The sequence below is a fragment of the Pseudomonas sp. H1_D04 genome, assembly GCF_054683855.1.
Window position 1 is genome coordinate 434,162 of record NZ_CP162826.1, and the last position, 15,137, is coordinate 449,298.

General features: G+C 59.2%; 13 protein-coding genes and 2 pseudogenes. 9 read left to right on the forward strand and 6 right to left on the reverse strand.

All coding sequences use genetic code 11. The features are described 5' to 3' along the window. Positions 1-121: 121 nt before the first annotated feature. Positions 122-954: pseudogene (locus AB4N82_RS02110) on the forward strand (nucleoside-binding protein). 67 nt (positions 955-1,021) lie between these two features. Here the strand turns inward: AB4N82_RS02110 and punC are convergent. Further along, the gene (gene punC, locus AB4N82_RS02115; protein ID WP_032888880.1) at positions 1,022-2,200 is read right to left on the reverse strand and encodes a purine nucleoside transporter PunC; all 1,179 of its coding nucleotides are present in this window, start codon (positions 2,198-2,200) and stop codon (positions 1,022-1,024) included. A gap of 122 nt (positions 2,201-2,322) precedes the next feature. Between punC and punR the strand changes: the two genes are divergently transcribed. Next, positions 2,323-3,246, forward strand: coding sequence for a DNA-binding transcriptional activator PunR (gene punR, locus AB4N82_RS02120; RefSeq protein WP_095184183.1), 924 nt, complete (start codon positions 2,323-2,325; stop codon positions 3,244-3,246). Here punR and AB4N82_RS02125 read toward each other — a convergent pair. Then, the gene (locus AB4N82_RS02125) at positions 3,218-4,396 is read right to left on the reverse strand and encodes an acetylornithine transaminase (protein WP_122752664.1); all 1,179 of its coding nucleotides are present in this window, start codon (positions 4,394-4,396) and stop codon (positions 3,218-3,220) included. The two genes, punR and AB4N82_RS02125, sit on opposite strands and share 29 nt — an antisense overlap. Before the next feature lie 96 nt (positions 4,397-4,492). Between AB4N82_RS02125 and AB4N82_RS02130 the strand changes: the two genes are divergently transcribed. Beyond that, entirely contained in the window at positions 4,493-5,398 is a 906-nt protein-coding gene (locus AB4N82_RS02130; protein WP_122764941.1) for a LysR family transcriptional regulator, read from the forward strand. Here AB4N82_RS02130 and AB4N82_RS02135 read toward each other — a convergent pair. After that, positions 5,395-6,018 (reverse strand): HAD family hydrolase, encoded by a 624-nt coding sequence (locus tag AB4N82_RS02135; RefSeq protein ID WP_095184180.1) that lies wholly within the window; start codon positions 6,016-6,018, stop codon positions 5,395-5,397. The genes AB4N82_RS02130 and AB4N82_RS02135 overlap by 4 nt on opposite strands. Positions 6,019-6,322: 304 nt before the next feature. On the opposite strand from AB4N82_RS02135, the gene AB4N82_RS02140 reads away from it, so the two are divergent. Beyond that, positions 6,323-7,492 carry an anthrax toxin-like adenylyl cyclase domain-containing protein gene (locus AB4N82_RS02140; protein WP_122764940.1) on the forward strand — a complete coding sequence of 390 codons (1,170 nt, stop codon included), beginning with the start codon at positions 6,323-6,325 and terminating at the stop codon, positions 7,490-7,492. A gap of 63 nt (positions 7,493-7,555) precedes the next feature. Here AB4N82_RS02140 and fabV read toward each other — a convergent pair whose 3' ends face one another. Continuing rightward, complete coding sequence (gene fabV, locus AB4N82_RS02145; RefSeq protein ID WP_032889283.1) at positions 7,556-8,752, reverse strand: enoyl-ACP reductase FabV; 1,197 nt, start codon at positions 8,750-8,752, stop codon at positions 7,556-7,558. A gap of 192 nt (positions 8,753-8,944) precedes the next feature. Between fabV and AB4N82_RS02150 the strand changes: the two are divergent. The 3 genes and pseudogenes from AB4N82_RS02150 to AB4N82_RS02160 form a co-directional block, all read left to right on the forward strand. After that, positions 8,945-9,043: pseudogene (locus AB4N82_RS02150) on the forward strand (aspartyl/asparaginyl beta-hydroxylase domain-containing protein); the annotation flags it as partial. Between the two features lie 148 nt (positions 9,044-9,191). Next, positions 9,192-10,565 carry a nucleotide 5'-monophosphate nucleosidase PpnN gene (gene ppnN / locus AB4N82_RS02155; RefSeq protein WP_460104279.1) on the forward strand — a complete coding sequence of 458 codons (1,374 nt, stop codon included), beginning with the start codon at positions 9,192-9,194 and terminating at the stop codon, positions 10,563-10,565. Positions 10,566-10,759: 194 nt separating this feature from the next. Further along, a complete protein-coding gene (locus AB4N82_RS02160) occupies positions 10,760-11,131 on the forward strand; it encodes a hypothetical protein (RefSeq protein WP_032888869.1) in 372 nt (123 codons plus the stop codon). 8 nt (positions 11,132-11,139) lie between these two features. Here AB4N82_RS02160 and AB4N82_RS02165 read toward each other — a convergent pair whose 3' ends face one another. Both AB4N82_RS02165 and mqo read right to left on the reverse strand, forming a co-directional pair. After that, positions 11,140-11,469 (reverse strand): YXWGXW repeat-containing protein, encoded by a 330-nt coding sequence (locus AB4N82_RS02165; protein ID WP_095184329.1) that lies wholly within the window; start codon positions 11,467-11,469, stop codon positions 11,140-11,142. A gap of 212 nt (positions 11,470-11,681) precedes the next feature. Further along, on the reverse strand, positions 11,682-13,328 hold the full coding sequence (gene mqo, locus AB4N82_RS02170; RefSeq protein WP_032888867.1) for a malate dehydrogenase (quinone): 1,647 nt from the start codon (positions 13,326-13,328) through the stop codon (positions 11,682-11,684). Positions 13,329-13,764: 436 nt separating this feature from the next. Here mqo and AB4N82_RS02175 point away from each other — a divergent pair, with 436 nt between their 5' ends. Next, positions 13,765-14,337, forward strand: coding sequence for a fimbrial protein (locus AB4N82_RS02175; RefSeq protein ID WP_032888865.1), 573 nt, complete (start codon positions 13,765-13,767; stop codon positions 14,335-14,337). Positions 14,338-14,403: 66 nt separating this feature from the next. Beyond that, positions 14,404-15,102 carry a fimbrial biogenesis chaperone gene (locus AB4N82_RS02180; protein WP_032888863.1) on the forward strand — a complete coding sequence of 233 codons (699 nt, stop codon included), beginning with the start codon at positions 14,404-14,406 and terminating at the stop codon, positions 15,100-15,102. Positions 15,103-15,137 lie beyond the last annotated feature (35 nt).

A 15,137-nucleotide genomic window follows, 5' to 3' on the forward strand; every position in this document is an offset into this window, starting at 1 on the left:
TATGCAATGTTAGGACTAGATGTCCATAGAGTTGTATACAATCAATCGAACAAGATACCCTCCGCCGGCGTTACAAAAACAATCCGGCCGTGATGAGCCAGAACGCCAAAGGACCAGGACCATGAAAAAGGTATTACAGGGCGCCACCGTTGCACTCACCCTTCTCGGCGGCGGGGAGGCTGTCGCGGTGGAATGGATGAACAACAGCGTAGGCTTTCGCTACGGCCAGCAGTTCACCAACCCGAACAACCCCGATGAATTCAGCAAGCGCATCTACAGCTTCACCCACGCCAGCGGCTACCAGTACGGCAGCAATTTCCTGAACCTGGATGTGTTCCTGTCCGACAGCCGCGACCCGCGCAAGGCACTGATCACGGTGGCAGCGAGGTGTACGCCGTGTATCGGCATCAGCTGTACGCCTCACGCGTATTTGATGTGCCGCTGGGCACCGGGCTGATCAAGGATTACGCGCTGACCTTGGGCTTTGATGCCAACCGCAACAACAACTTCGCCTCGGCCAAAAAACGTGCGCTGGTGCTCGGCCCGACCTTGAAGTTCAACACCGTGGGCGTGCTGGACCTGAGCCTGATGTACTACAAGGAAAAGAATCACACCGGCATCCCCGGCGCGCAGGAGTCGAACCACACCTTCGACGACACCTACATGCTTAACCTGACTTGGATGCGCCCATTCGAAATCGCCAACCACGCGGCAAAATTTCAGGGTTTTATCAATTACGTCGGGGAAAAAGGCGAGGACTACCATGGCCGTGACACTGCGCCGGAAGCCTTGATGCGCACCGCGTTGATGGTGGCGGTACGACCGGGTAAGAGCGTAAAGCCGAACCTGTACCTCGGGGTGGGTTACGAGTACTGGCACAACAAATTCGGTGTGGACGGCGGCCGTGGTAGCCGCACGTCAACACCGACGGTGAATATGGAGATCACGTTTTAGCCACTGACCCAGCCGAGTCAAAATGTGGGAGGGGCTTGCCCCCTCTCACAGTGACCGCACTGTCAGCCTAAACGCGCGACAGCTTCGAAGCCGTGTGCTTCGGCCGCGCCAGCCAGTAGCCCAACACCGCAAGTGGCGCGGTCGCCAGCATCACGATCACGGTGATCAACAGCGGTTGGTCGATCATCGAAGACACCAGCAGGCTGCTGAGAAAACACAGGCCCAGTTGCAAGGTGTTTTGCAACGCGGCCGCCTTGCCGGAATTCTCCGCAAACGGCATCAGTGCATTCGCCACCACGATCGGATAACTCGCACCGTTGACCAACGCCATCAGACAGAACGGAATCAGCAAGGTGGTGAGGGTCGGCACGGTCATGGTCGCAACCAGATACAGCGCCACCATGCTGATGCAGTAGGCCGCCAGTAACCAAGGCAACAGCGTCTTGCCCTGGAAACGCTGCAAGGCGCTACGGCAGCTGTAGCCGCCCACCAGAAACGCCAGTGTCGGCAACACGTAACTCAGGCCGATGTCATTCGGGCTGTAGCCCATGTCGCCAAGGATGAACGGCGAAGCCGTCAGCCAGGCAAAGAAACTGGCGGAGCAGGCAGCGAAGATCATCACGTTGCCGGTGAACACCCGGGAAGTGAGCAACTGCCCATAACCGAGGCGTGTCGGAGTTTCTGCCTGCCGTTTCGGCACGCTGCGTAGGAACAAGGTCGGCAGCAGCAACAGCAGTGATACGCCCAGTAAGACCCCAAAGATCGCCTGCCAACCGAAGTGGTTCAGCACCATCGCGCCCAACAGCGGCGCCAGGGCAGGCGACAGCGACATCAGCGGCATGATGCTGGCGAACACCCGGTGAGCCTTGTCGGCCGGGTAGCGGTCAATGACCAGCGCCTGCCAGCTCACAGCAGCGGAGCACACGCCAATGGCCTGCATAAAGCGCAAGGCCAGCAACTGCGACGCGGTCTCGACCCAGAACATTCCGGCGCAGCCCAGCACAAACAGACTCAAGCCTGCGAGCAAGATCGGCTTGCGCCCCAGGCGATCGGACAACGGGCCCCACAGCAACTGCCCCAGCGCAAAGCCGGCGAGGAAAATACTCAAGCTGGCCCCCACCGCGCCAGCGCCAATCTGCAACTGCTCGCCCATGGCGCCGAACGCCGGCAAGTACATATCCATGGCCAGATAACCGAGCATGCTCAGCCCCGCCAGGTACCAGGTAAAACCAAAAGAATTTTTCATTGAAGCCTTGTAGATCTTGCCATCAAACTATTTGCTGACTGGCGGCCATTATGAGGCTGACAGATTTTGTGTGAAGCGATAATAATTGGACACTCTTATCAATAATTTTGAAGGCAGTCACCATGTGGTCTGAATACTCCCTGGATGTAGTCGATGCGGTGGCACGCCATGGCAGTTTCAGCGCTGCCGCCCAGGAATTGCACCGCGTGCCGTCGGCCATCAGCTACACGGTGCGTCAACTGGAAGAATGGTTGGCAGTGCCACTGTTTGTGCGGCGCCATCGCGACGTAGAGCTGACCCCGGCGGGCCGTCTATTTATAGACGAAGCCCGAGGCGTGATGAAAAAGATGCTCGGCACGCGGCGTCTGTGTCAGCAAGTGGCGAACGGTTGGAGTGGTCAGTTGAAGGTGGCCGTGGACTCCATCGTCAAACCCCAGCGTTGCCGGCAGTTGGTGCTGGATTTCTATCGACAGTTCCCCGAGGTGGAATTGTTGCTGGAATACGAGGTGTACAACGGCGTGTGGGACGCCCTGGCCGATGAGCGCACCGACATTGTGATCGGCGCCACCAGCGCGGTGCCGGTGGCCAGTCACTTCACCTTTCGCGACATGGGATTGTTGAACTGGTTGTGTGTGGTCAGCGCCAAGCATCCACTGGCGGCGGTGCAAGGGCTGCTCAGCGATGACCAACTGCGCCCGTTCGCATCACTGTGCATGACCGACACTTCACGCAACCTCCCCAAGCGCGACACCTGGACGCTGGATAACCAACGTCGGCTGGTGGTGCCGAACTGGGCGTCCGCCATCGATTGCCTGCGTGATGGTCTGTGCGTCGGCATGGCGCCAGCGCATCAGGTGTTGCCGTGGATCGAACGCGGTGAACTGGTGGCGCTGCAATTGACCCGGCCCTTCCCCGCCAGCCCGTCGTGCGTGGCCTGGGCACAGAACAAACTGTCCCCGGCCATGGCGTGGTTGCTGGAGTATCTGGGGGATAAAGAGACAATGAACCAGGAATGGCTCAATGGGCCTGATCCAATAAACGGGTGATGGCTCGCACGATCATTTCGACCTCCTTGGCATCCAGGGTCAACGGCGGCAACAGGCGAATGACCTTACCCCGCGTCACATTGATCAGTAGCCCATGCTCCTGGGCAGCGCGCTGGGCCAGTTCGCGGTAAGGGCTGGTCAGCTCGATGCCGATCATCAAGCCTTGCCCGCGAATCGCCATTACCTGCGGGTGTTCGTCCAATTCCATCCGCAACCGCGCCAGCAAGCGCTCGCCCTGCTGCGCAGCGTTCTGCAACAGGCCTTGCTCTTCGATAATGTCCAACACGGTGCAGCCCACGCGACACGCCAGCGGGTTGCCGCCGAAAGTGCTGCCGTGGCTGCCCGGCGTGAATAACTGGGCCACCCCCGCCCTTGCAAGGCAGGCGCCGATGGGCACACCGTTGCCCAGGCCTTTGGCCAAGGTCATCACGTCCGGCAGGATGCTTTCATGCTGGAAAGCAAACCAGGCGCCGGTACGGCCGATGCCGGTCTGGATTTCATCCAGCATCATCAGCCAACCGTGGCGCGTGCAGTGATCGCGCAGCGCTTGCAGGTAACCCGGCGGCGCCGGCAGCACGCCGCTTTCGCCCTGGATCGGCTCCAGCAAGACCGCCGCGATCCGCGTACCAAACGTTTTGGTGAGCGCTTCGATGGCCACCAGATCACCAAACCGGACCTTGAGAAAATCCCCTGGCAAGCGCTGAAAACCAAGGCGCACCGACGGTCCGTCACTGGCGGCCATGGTGCCAAGCGTGCGGCCGTGGAAAGCATTCTCCATGACCACCACCAATGGCTCTTCGATGCCTTTTTTCCAACCATGCAACCGCGCCAGTTTCAGCGCGGTCTCGTTGGCTTCGGCGCCGGAGTTGTTGAAAAAAACGCGGTCCAGGCCGGACAGTTGCGTCAAGCGCTGGGCCAGCCGTTGCTGCCAATCAATGCTGTAGAGGTTGGAGGTATGCAGCAACAGGCCAGCTTGCTCGCTGATAGCCGTCACCAGTTTCGGGTGGGAGTGGCCGACATTGGTCACCGCCACACCCGCTACCGCGTCCAGGTATTCACGGCCCTGCTGATCCCATAGGCGTGTGCCCAGGCCACGGGTAAAACTCAAGGCCAAGGGTTGGTAGGTGGTCATCAGGCAGGCGGCGGTCATGGTGGCAGGCTCCGGTTGTGGTGATGGAAGTATCGTTAGCCACCTCAGCTGGATAAACTGTGCCTTCCTGCAATGACTTTAAATCAGGGTTTGATAATGGACCTGTTCCAGGCAATGTCGGTGTACGTGAAAGTGGTGGAGACCGGCAGCATGACCGCTGCGGCACAGGCCTGTGGGATGTCGACCACCATGGTCGGTAACCATTTGCGCGCCTTGGAGCAACGCCTGGGCGTCAGCCTGCTCAAGCGCACCACGCGCAAGCAGAGCCTGACGGAATTCGGTGGCCAGTATTACCAGCGCTGCCTGGAAGTGCTGGGACTGGTCGCCGACTCCGAACAATTGGCAGAACAGGCCCACAGTGACGTTCCCAAAGGCACCCTGCGCATCACCGCGCCACCCGCCTTCGGCACCGAACGCCTGGCGCCGGCCTTGAGCGAATTCTCGCAACGCTACCCGCTGATCAAACTGTACGTGGTACTCAGCAATCAGCGCATGGACATGGTCGACAGCGGCTTTGACGTGGCGATCCGCCTGGGCGAACTGGAGCCGTCGAGCCTGATCGCCCGCCCCATGCAGGACTACACCATCACCCTGTGCGCCTCACCGCAATACCTGGAACGGCGTGGCACGCCACAGACGCCTGAAGACCTGCAGCACCACGACTGCCTGGCCTTCGCCTACCCATCCACCGACGACTGGCGCAATGCCGACAAGCTCTGGCGCATGACCGGCGCAGAGGGCGAAGTGGAAATCCCGGTGTCCGGTTCGCTGACCATCAACAGCTCCCAAGCCCTGCGCCAGGCGGCAGTGCAAGGCATGGGCATCGTCATGCTGCCCGACGCCCTGGTACAGCCCGACCTGCAGAGCAGCAAGTTGGTGGCATTACTGACCACTTACCAACTGCCCAGCCGTCCCATGCACTTGCTGTATGGCCAGGACCGCTATCGCCTGCCAAAGCTGCGCGCCTTTGTCGATTTCGCCATGGAGAAATGGGCGCGCTAGAAGCCCACACCCAACTCCCTCAGCCGAGCCGCCGTCTGTTCGGCTGACACATGGTGAATGCCTTGCCAGCCGAGGGCGATGGCCGCGTCGATATTGCCGGCAACATCATCGATAAATACGACTTCTCCTGGCTGGATATCCGGCAAATGGGCACGAACTTGACTAAGGCTGGCGTGGTAGATCGCCGGATCGGGCTTGATCAGCTTCAACTCGCCAGACACCACAATGTCGCGAAAACACTGCAGGAATGGATAGTGGGCACGGGCATAGGGAAAGGTTTCGGCTGACCAGTTGGTAAGCCCAAACAAGGGCATGTTGGCTGCATGCAGCGCCCTGAGAATCGCCACGCCTTCGGGCAACGGGCCACGCAGCATTTCATGCCAGCGGTCGTAGTACGCCGTGATCAGGGTTTTGTGGTGCGGGAATTGATTGATCAGGACGTGCGTGGCTTCGGCCAGCGGCCGACCCGCGTCCTGCTCGGTGTTCCAGGCCTGGGTGCAGATATTCTCGAGAAACCATTGCCGCTCATCATCATCGGCAATCAGCTTGCGGTACAGGTGTTGCGGGTTCCAATCGAACAACACACCGCCGAAATCAAACACTACTGCGCGAATCGTCATGGGGTCCTCCCGTGTGTGAAACGACATAACCATCACAGTCTGGCATGCCTGCGACCTGCAAGAGCATGTAAGAGCGAGTAGGAACGCTCTGAGAATTCGACCAGGCCCGGCGATGGGAAATAGCGGAGCTCCCGTGCGGTACGCGGTTTTAACTGACTTGTGCGAGTTCAACTTCACACAGACAGTCACACTCGTTCTCTGCGATTGAGGGCGCTTTCACCTTAGTGTCGGTCGGACAACTCAAGGAGCTGGCGTTTGGAGGGAATCGTTCAACTTCGCAGTAGACATACGTGGAGAAACTTCAATGACAGGCATGATTTCCTCAGTGATTTCCCCTTGCGCGCACAGCCTTCATACGCTGCAAAGCTACCGCGCCCAGGGCGCGAATGATCCCGCAGCCGATCTGGTCGGCCAAGTAAAAAACCAAACAGGCATCGTGACGAGCCATCTTGCCCCCTTGCAAGGCATCGCGGTAATCACCAACTCCATCATTGGCGTACGCCCGGTCGAAACCGTTGCAACAGGCCTGATAGAAGCCGGGCACCCCACCAAGGACTTCCACATCAAAGGGAAAAGCGCCAACTGGGGCCCCCAGGCAGGTTTTATCTGTACAGATCAGGCGCTCAGCAAGCTTGAGCAATTTGCTGAAAAAACGCCGGCCAAAGTGGCCAAGGCCAATGAGCAAATCCAGGCGTGCATCCAGGAAGGCCATGCAGTTGCAACCCCTCTGAAACTCTCGGGCCAGCGCATTGATGAGCTACTCAAGCTCGGCCAGATAACCCAACTGGCAGCCCATGGACCTGACGGCACGTTGCAGTTGAGCGCCTGCGGGCCCAGTCAACAGTCGTATACATTCGAAGGCCATCGCACTTCGCCTTCAAGTGACAGCTACCTCATCACTCATCAGGGCAAGCCCCTCGAAGTGCTGGCCAAGCAATCAGAAGGCAAACCGTTGACCGCCGATTACGACCTGCACATGATCGCGCCCCACATCAGCGACTTTGGTCCACAGGACAAACTCCCCGTGCCGGACGTGGCCCACCGTGTCTTCAGGGATCGAGTTGAGCGCTACAAGCAGGTTCCGAAAGAGCTACGCGCAGACTTTGAAAGTGCGGCGCACTTCTACCAGAAAGAAGATCCCCACCTCGGCAATGCGACACAGCGGATAGAGCAGATGATAGAACTCATCAATCAAACGTTGATAGGCGAGGGAGAGCGCGTGGTTCATCACAATGCGGACTCGGGCAGCCCGGCGACGGAAGTGGCCGACAATTACCCGGCGACGTTTTTCCTGCCGGCAAAACTGGGCCGATTCAATGAAATCAGCATCATCCGCGACAGTAGGGAAATGGCAGAACTGATAAAGACCGCCAAGGACAGCGGTTATCACGTACCGCTGAATCCACTCTGGGAGAAAGAAGTGACCACTGTCAGGCGGTCCGACTTTACCCTGGCAAAAAACCGTCTTTCTTGAATCAAGAAATAGCTGACAGCGGCCTGATAACCCGGTTATCAAGACCGCTGTCAATCACATCATTTACGCCTGGACCAGACCGTTGATCTTCACGGTCGGGTTCACGTCAGCGTCGTAGTCCACGCCATCGACTTCAAAGCCGAACAAGCGCAGGAACTCCGCCTTGTAGCCGGCAAAATCGCTGATCTCGTTGACGTTTTCGTCAGTAACCTGATCCCACAGTGCCGCAACGGCGTCCTGGACCTTAGGCTCCAACTCAGCCAGATCGGCACGCAGGCGGCCGTCGGCGTCGAGTTTCGGCTCGCTGCCGTACAGGCTGTCCTTGAACAGACCGTAGACCTGCTCGATGCAGCCTTCGTGGGTGCCCTGCTCTTTCATCACGCGGAACAGCAGCGACAAGTACAACGGCATGATCGGGATCGCCGAACTGGCCTGGGTCACCACGGCTTTGAGCACCGACACGCGGGCGTCGCCCTTCAGTGCGGCCAGGTTGTCGCGCAGGGTCAGGACTTTCTTGTCGAGGTCTTTCTTGGCTTCGCCGATGGAGCCGTTCCAGTAGATATCCTGGGTCAGCTTCTCGCCGAGGTAGGTGAACGCGGTGGTCTTGGCGCCTTCGGCCAACACGTCCGCATCACGCAGGGCGTCGATCCACAGCTGCCAGTCGGCGCCACCCATGACATTCACGGTGCCGTCGATTTCTTCCTGGGTTGCAGGCTCAAGGGTGGTGTCGACCACAACGCCTTTGTCGGTATTGATACCGCGCAGGGTCACAGCCTTGCCAATTGGCTTGAGGGTGGAGTTATAGACTTCACCGGTTTTAGGATCGGTACGGCGCGGCGCCGCCAGGCTGTAGACCACGAGGTCGATCTTGCCCAGGTCTTTCTTGATGGTTTCGATGGTCAGGCGCTTGATCTCGTCAGAGAACGCGTCGCCGTTGATGCTCTTGGCGTACAGGCCTTTTTCGACGGCAAACTTCTCGAACGCAGCACTGTTGTACCAGCCAGCGGAGCTGAGCTTGCCTTCTTCGCCTTCTTTCTCAAAAAACACGCCCAGGGTGTCGGCGCCGCAGCCAAACGCAGCACTGATACGCGCGGCCAAGCCGTAGCCGGTGGAAGCGCCGAGGACCAGCACCTTCTTGGGGCCGCCTTCGATGACGCCGTTTTTAGTGACGTAGTCGATCTGCTCTTTGACGTTCGCTTCACAGCCAACAGGGTGAGCGGTCACACAGATAAAGCCACGAACCCGCGGTTTGATGATCATAAAAATTTCTGCCTCTTCCAAGGTGCCGAAGGCCAATGGTGGCCATTCAACTTCAATCGTACCGGTCTATGACGCCTGAAAAACCGAAGCGTCACGATAGACGTAAATCTTCCGTTTACAAAATTCAATCCACACAAGGCTGGCAAGGCTTGAAAACGATGTAAAGCCTGCACAAGGTCGCACGCCTTTGCGGTGATGCCGTCGCTGCTCAACGCCGTGATCGCAGGGTTTTGCGGGATGGCCGTTACCCTGCGTCGGGTTTTCTACAAAAACTGGAAGCTGATTCGGTAAGTTCTGCGGCATGATGGGGGTGGACGGTATTTGCGCTGGGCCCCGCGCCTGAGGTAAATATTCGGCTCGTGCGACCGTTTACGGCGCCCACCATTCTCAAGCTATCGCGCCTCGTCGGGTGCGGTGGCTGTGCTTTCAAGGAATCAGAATGCCCCAACGCCAAGTCATCAATGCCTCCGTCAGCCCCAAGGGCAGCCTCGAAACCCTGTCCCAACGTGAAGTCCAGCAACTGAGCGAAGCCGGTACCGGCAGTATCTACACCCTGTTCCGCCAGTGCGCCCTGGCGATCCTCAACACCGGCGCGCATATCGATAACGCCAAGACCATCCTCGACGCCTACAAAGACTTTGAAGTGCGCATCCACCAGCAGGACCGTGGCGTGCGCCTGGAACTGTTGAACGCGCCTGCCGACGCATTTGTCGACGGTGAAATGATCGCCAGTACCCGTGAGATGTTGTTCAGCGCACTGCGCGACATCGTCTACACCGAGAACGAACTGGACAGCCAGCGCATCGACCTGAGCAACTCCCAAGGCATCACCGACTACGTGTTCCATCTGTTGCGCAACGCCCGCACGCTGCGCCCCGGCGTGGAACCGAAGATCGTGGTGTGCTGGGGTGGGCACTCGATCAATACCGAAGAATACAAATACACCAAGAAAGTCGGCCACGAACTGGGCCTGCGCAGCCTCGACGTATGCACCGGTTGCGGCCCCGGCGTGATGAAAGGCCCGATGAAGGGCGCGACCATTTCCCACGCCAAGCAACGCATCACCGGCGGCCGCTACCTGGGCCTGACCGAGCCGGGCATCATCGCCGCCGAAGCGCCGAACCCAATCGTCAACGAGCTGGTGATCCTGCCGGACATCGAAAAACGCCTGGAGGCCTTTGTGCGTGTCGGCCACGGCATCATCATCTTCCCAGGCGGTGCCGGCACGGCTGAAGAGTTCCTGTACCTGCTTGGCATCCTGACGCACCCGGACAACCGCGACGTGCCCTTCCCGGTCATTCTCACCGGGCCGAAACAGGCTGCGCCGTACTTGCAGCAACTGCATGCCTTCGTCGGTGCCACCCTGGGCGAAGCAGCGCAGGCGCACTACCAGATCATCATCGACGACCCGGCCGAAGTGGCCCGCCAAATGACCGTCGGCCTCAAGGCGGTGAAACAATTCCGCCGCGAACGCAACGACGCGTTCCACTTCAACTGGCTGCTGAAAATCGACGAAGGCTTCCAGCGCCCGTTCGACCCGACCCACGAAAACATGGCCGGCCTGCAACTGAGCCACGCACTTCCACCCCACGAACTGGCGGCCAACCTGCGCCGCGCCTTCTCGGGGATCGTGGCCGGCAACGTGAAGGACAAAGGCATCCGCCTGATCGAGGAGCATGGGCCGTACGAGATCCACGGAGACCCGGCCATCATGAAGCCGCTGGATGAGCTGTTGCAGGCGTTCGTCGCCCAGCACCGCATGAAGTTGCCGGGCGGTGCGGCGTACGTGCCTTGTTATCGCGTAGTGCAGTGAGATAAAGGGGCTGGCCGGTCGGTCATCGTTTTTATCGCCTTGACCCGTCGGCAAGGTTGTGAACACACCGCCACCTTTGACCTCAGTGCGGTCAAGGTGGCGGGCATCAAGCGCCTGACCTGAACCCGCGCGTTGCGGCGAAGGGCAGGCTTTGGTAAAAACCACCTCTGCCCCTGATCGAGAGAAAGCCCCACGTGCGCTCGTTTCTTCTTGCTGCCCTGGCCTTGTCGCCGTCCCTCGCCCTGGCCGATATCGCCTGGCCTGAGCTACCGAAAACCTGCTTCGTCAGCGGCCGTTCGGCCACCAGTACAGATGTCGACACTGGCTGCGCGGCGTTTCTGATCAACGTGAAGGGCAAGGCAGCGGGTACACCGATCAAGCTGGATATTCCCCAGTACGCGATGCACGTCGACGAAGCCACCGGCAAGGAAACACCGGTGATCATCATCCAGGCGGAAGAGAACGGTGAGGTTAAAGCCGTGGGTTACAAGGAGTTGGGCACCGATCAACTCGGCGCCGCGCTGTTAAGGGAAGTCAGGCTCTTGGGTACGAAAAAGCCCTCTTAGGACGAAGCTCAGCGAATCCAGCCACCAACCTGCCAGTGGTATCCATCATTGCGCTGCACCCAATGCGGATGCACATAACGATAGCCCTGGCGCACAGGCTCCCAATGGCCGTGTACCGCAACATAGCGCCCACCTTCCCAGCGCCAGTAACCACGCGACCATATGTAACCTTCGCGTACCGCAGGCTCGACCTCGATCACCTGCACCGGTGGCGGTTGTGGCGCAACCACCTCGACATACTCACGTTGTGGCGGTCGACGCTCATGCACGACACGCTCTTGCACACACCCGGATGCCGCAACGACCATGGCCGCCAATGCTGCGTAACGTAGCAACATACAACCCCCTCGGGCGCTGACGCCCAACACTTGCACCACTAAAAAATGCCCCCGTATTTGAGCCACGCTCCTGCTAAGGCCTGGGTACTTTTTTAACAGGTGATGTCTGTCGGATTGCTGAACTGTTCTCACGGCCATGAAAAAGCCCGCTGACCGTCACCGGTTCAGCGGGCTTTTTTACAGTTGGACCTGAATCAGCGCCCTACCTGTTTTTACAGCGCCAGATCAGACGCCGGCTTGCTCGGCTCAGCCGCAGGCTTCGCAGCCTCGGTCGCCTTAGGAGCAGCCATTGCCGGGATCACCGGCGGTGTAGGCAGTTGCAGGATATTGGCGGTGTAGGCCCATTCCTTGGCAACGGCTTCAGGACTGTCGTTCAGCTTGGTGCCGTAGCTTGGCACGATCTGATGCAGCTTTTCCTGCCAGGCCGGAGTAGCCACCTTGTCCTTGAACACTTTCTGCAGCACGGTCAGCATGATCGGAGCCGCGGTGGACGCGCCTGGCGATGCACCCAGCAGGCCTGCGATGGTGTTGTCGGCGGAGCTGACCACTTCGGTACCGAGTTTCAGGACGCCGCCCTGCTCTTCGTCACGCTTGATGATCTGCACGCGCTGACCGGCTTGCCACAGGCGCCAGTCGGATTGCTTGGCGTTCGGGAAGTACTCTTGCAGCGCCTTGAAGCGGTCGTCATCGGACAGCATCAGTTGGCCAGCAAGGTACTCAACCAGTGGGTATTCACGAATACCGACTTTGGTCATTGGCCAGATATTGTGGGTGGTGGTGCTGGTCAGCAGGTCCAGGTACGAGCCTTCTTTCAGGAACTTGGTCGAGAAGGTGGCAAATGGGCCAAACAGAATCACGCGCTTGCCATCCAGCACGCGGGTGTCCAAGTGCGGAACCGACATCGGTGGCGCGCCAACCGAAGCCTTACCGTAGGCCTTGGCCAGGTGCTGCTCGGCAACGGTTGGGTTATCGGTCACGAGGAACGAACCACCCACCGGGAAGCCAGCGTATTCCTTGGCTTCAGGAATGCCCGACTTTTGCAGCAGGTGCAGTGCACCGCCGCCGGCGCCGATGAACACGAACTTGGCGTCGGTTTCAGTCTTGGTGCCATCTTTCAGGTTTTTGTAGCTGACACGCCACGAACCGTCGGCGTTCTTGGTGATGTCCTGCACTTCGCTCGACAGTTTCAGGTCGAACTTAGGTGTGGTTTGCAGGTGAGCAACGAACTGGCGGGTGATCTCGCCGAAGTTCATGTCGGTACCCAGCGGGCTCCAGGTGGCCGCGATTTTCTGGTTCGGGTCACGCCCTTCCATCATCAGCGGGACCCATTTGGCGATCTGCGCCGGGTCTTCGGAGTACTGCATGCCAGCGAACAGCGGGCTCGCTTTCAGGGCTTCGTAGCGCTTCTTGAGGAACTTGATGTTGTCATCGCCCCACACAAAGCTCATGTGCGGAGTGGTGTTGATGAACGAACGCGGGTTCTTCAGCACGCCCTGCTGGACCTGCCAGGACCAGAACTGACGGGAGATCTGGAACGCTTCGTTGATCTCGACCGCTTTCGGGATCTCAACGTTGCCGTTCTTGTCTTCCGGGGTGTAGTTCAGCTCGGCCAGGGCCGAGTGACCGGTACCGGCGTTGTTCCAGCCGTTGGAGCTTTCTTCGGCCACGCCGTCGAGGCGCTCGACCATTTCCATCGACCAGTCCGGTTCCAGCTCGTTAAGCCAGACACCGAGGGTTGCACTCATGATGCCGCCGCCGATCAGCAGCACATCGACTTTCTTTGCCTCTTCCGCATGAACGGACGTGATCCCCAGCGACAAAGCCAGCCCCAGCAGGGCAGTGTTTACTTTTTTAAACATCAGTAGCACCTATGATAAAACGCCATCCGCCCCACTGCCCCTGATCATGGGCAACCCTCAATCACGCTACGCCAGGCAACGTACCGCGGGGTTTGCACACTCACATGAAGGCCACAGGGTGGGCACACAAAGCCGACGTATCGACCTCACTTTTATGTCCCTTCTGCGCTGACTTTTTATCTTTATTGGCTTCAGCAACCTGGGCGACAGTCAACCGCTGGGACGTATACGGATGTACGTACCCAGGAAAGACTAGACCAAGACGGCGCGCAGAATATCACGCCCGGCGTCGGATATGGACTCACCGGTCGAACGGCCATCAGTAGGCCAGCTTTTAAGATCTGTCTCATGTGCCTCCAAATCCCAGCATTGCACTATGGATTGGCTTACCCAAGGGGGTAAGCAGACAACCATCCATCTCGTAAAGGGCATTGCAATGCTGAACAAACTGAGCCAAATCACTCTCGCATGCGGCGCTTGCTGGCTGCTGGCCGGTACCGCACAGGCTGCGGACGGGCAGATCCAATTCACCGGTTCCGTGACCGACAACGCGTGCACCATCAAAACCGGCGACGAGAGCAAGTCCGTGACACTCGATCCGGTGCGCATCGCTGACTTCGGGAAAACAGTGGGCGCCACCGCCAAGCCGAAAGCGTTCTCGATCAGCCTGGACAACTGCAGCACCGCGACCAAGAAAAACGTCGCGATTACCTTCAGCGGCCAGGAAGACGCCAGCGACTCCACCTTGCTGGGCCTGACCGGTGAAAACCAGGTCACAGGTATCGCGATCAAGATCGCTGACGCGCGTACCGGAAACGCGGTTCCACTGAATACCGCGACCGCCGACTACGACCTGCGAGCGATGTCCAACACCTTCAACTTCACCGCCGCCTATGTGCGCACCGCCGCCGATGTGACTACGGGCACGGGCGACGATGCAGTGACCACGTCTGGCATCGGCACCGGTCAAGTCAACGCCCTGGCCAGCTTCGACGTTACCTACAAGTAATTGCTCGTCAACACCGTGGGCCTGGCGCCGCCGCGCCGGCCTACGGACTTTTAAAGGTCTCCCCTCATGCGTTTGAAACTGTATTTTTTACTCGCGCTCTTACCGCTCTGGCATGTCGCAGCAGCGGACGCCGCCGTGACCGTAGGCGCCACGCGCCTGATCTACAACGGCGCCTCCAACGAAGCCAATCTGAATGTGAGCAACCGCGAAGACACCTCGCCTTACCTAGTGCAGTCCTGGGTCAGCCGTTTCGGCGGCACCAGCGAAGAAAGCGTCGACAGCTTTATCGTCACCCCGCCGCTGTTCCGGCTCGACGCCAACAAGGAAAACATCCTGCGTGTGATCTTTGCCGGTGGCGCCGATGTGCCACAAGACCGTGAAAGCCTGTTCTTGATGAACGTCAAGGCGATCCCTGCCATGAGTGACGACCAGAAAGGCAAGAACGTGCTGCAGATCGCCCTCAAGACCACCATCAAGCTGTTCTACCGCCCCGCCGGCCTTAAAGGCGAACTCAAGGACGCGGTGGCGCAAGTGAACTGGAAGGCCAATGCCGGCGCGCTGATGTTCAACAACACGTCCAAATTCCATGTCGTGGTCAGCGAGCTGAAACTCAACGGCCAGCCGATCACCCAGGCACCGGATGTGCTGCGCCCCGGCCAGCAGCAGGAACTAGCGATCCAGGCCAAGCCCGGTGATGAAGTGCAAATGAGCTACATCGATGACTACGGCAGCGTCGTGACCGCCCCCGTCGTCCGCCTTCACTGATACCCAAGCGCCAACCTCGAAACGCCATTTCAGGA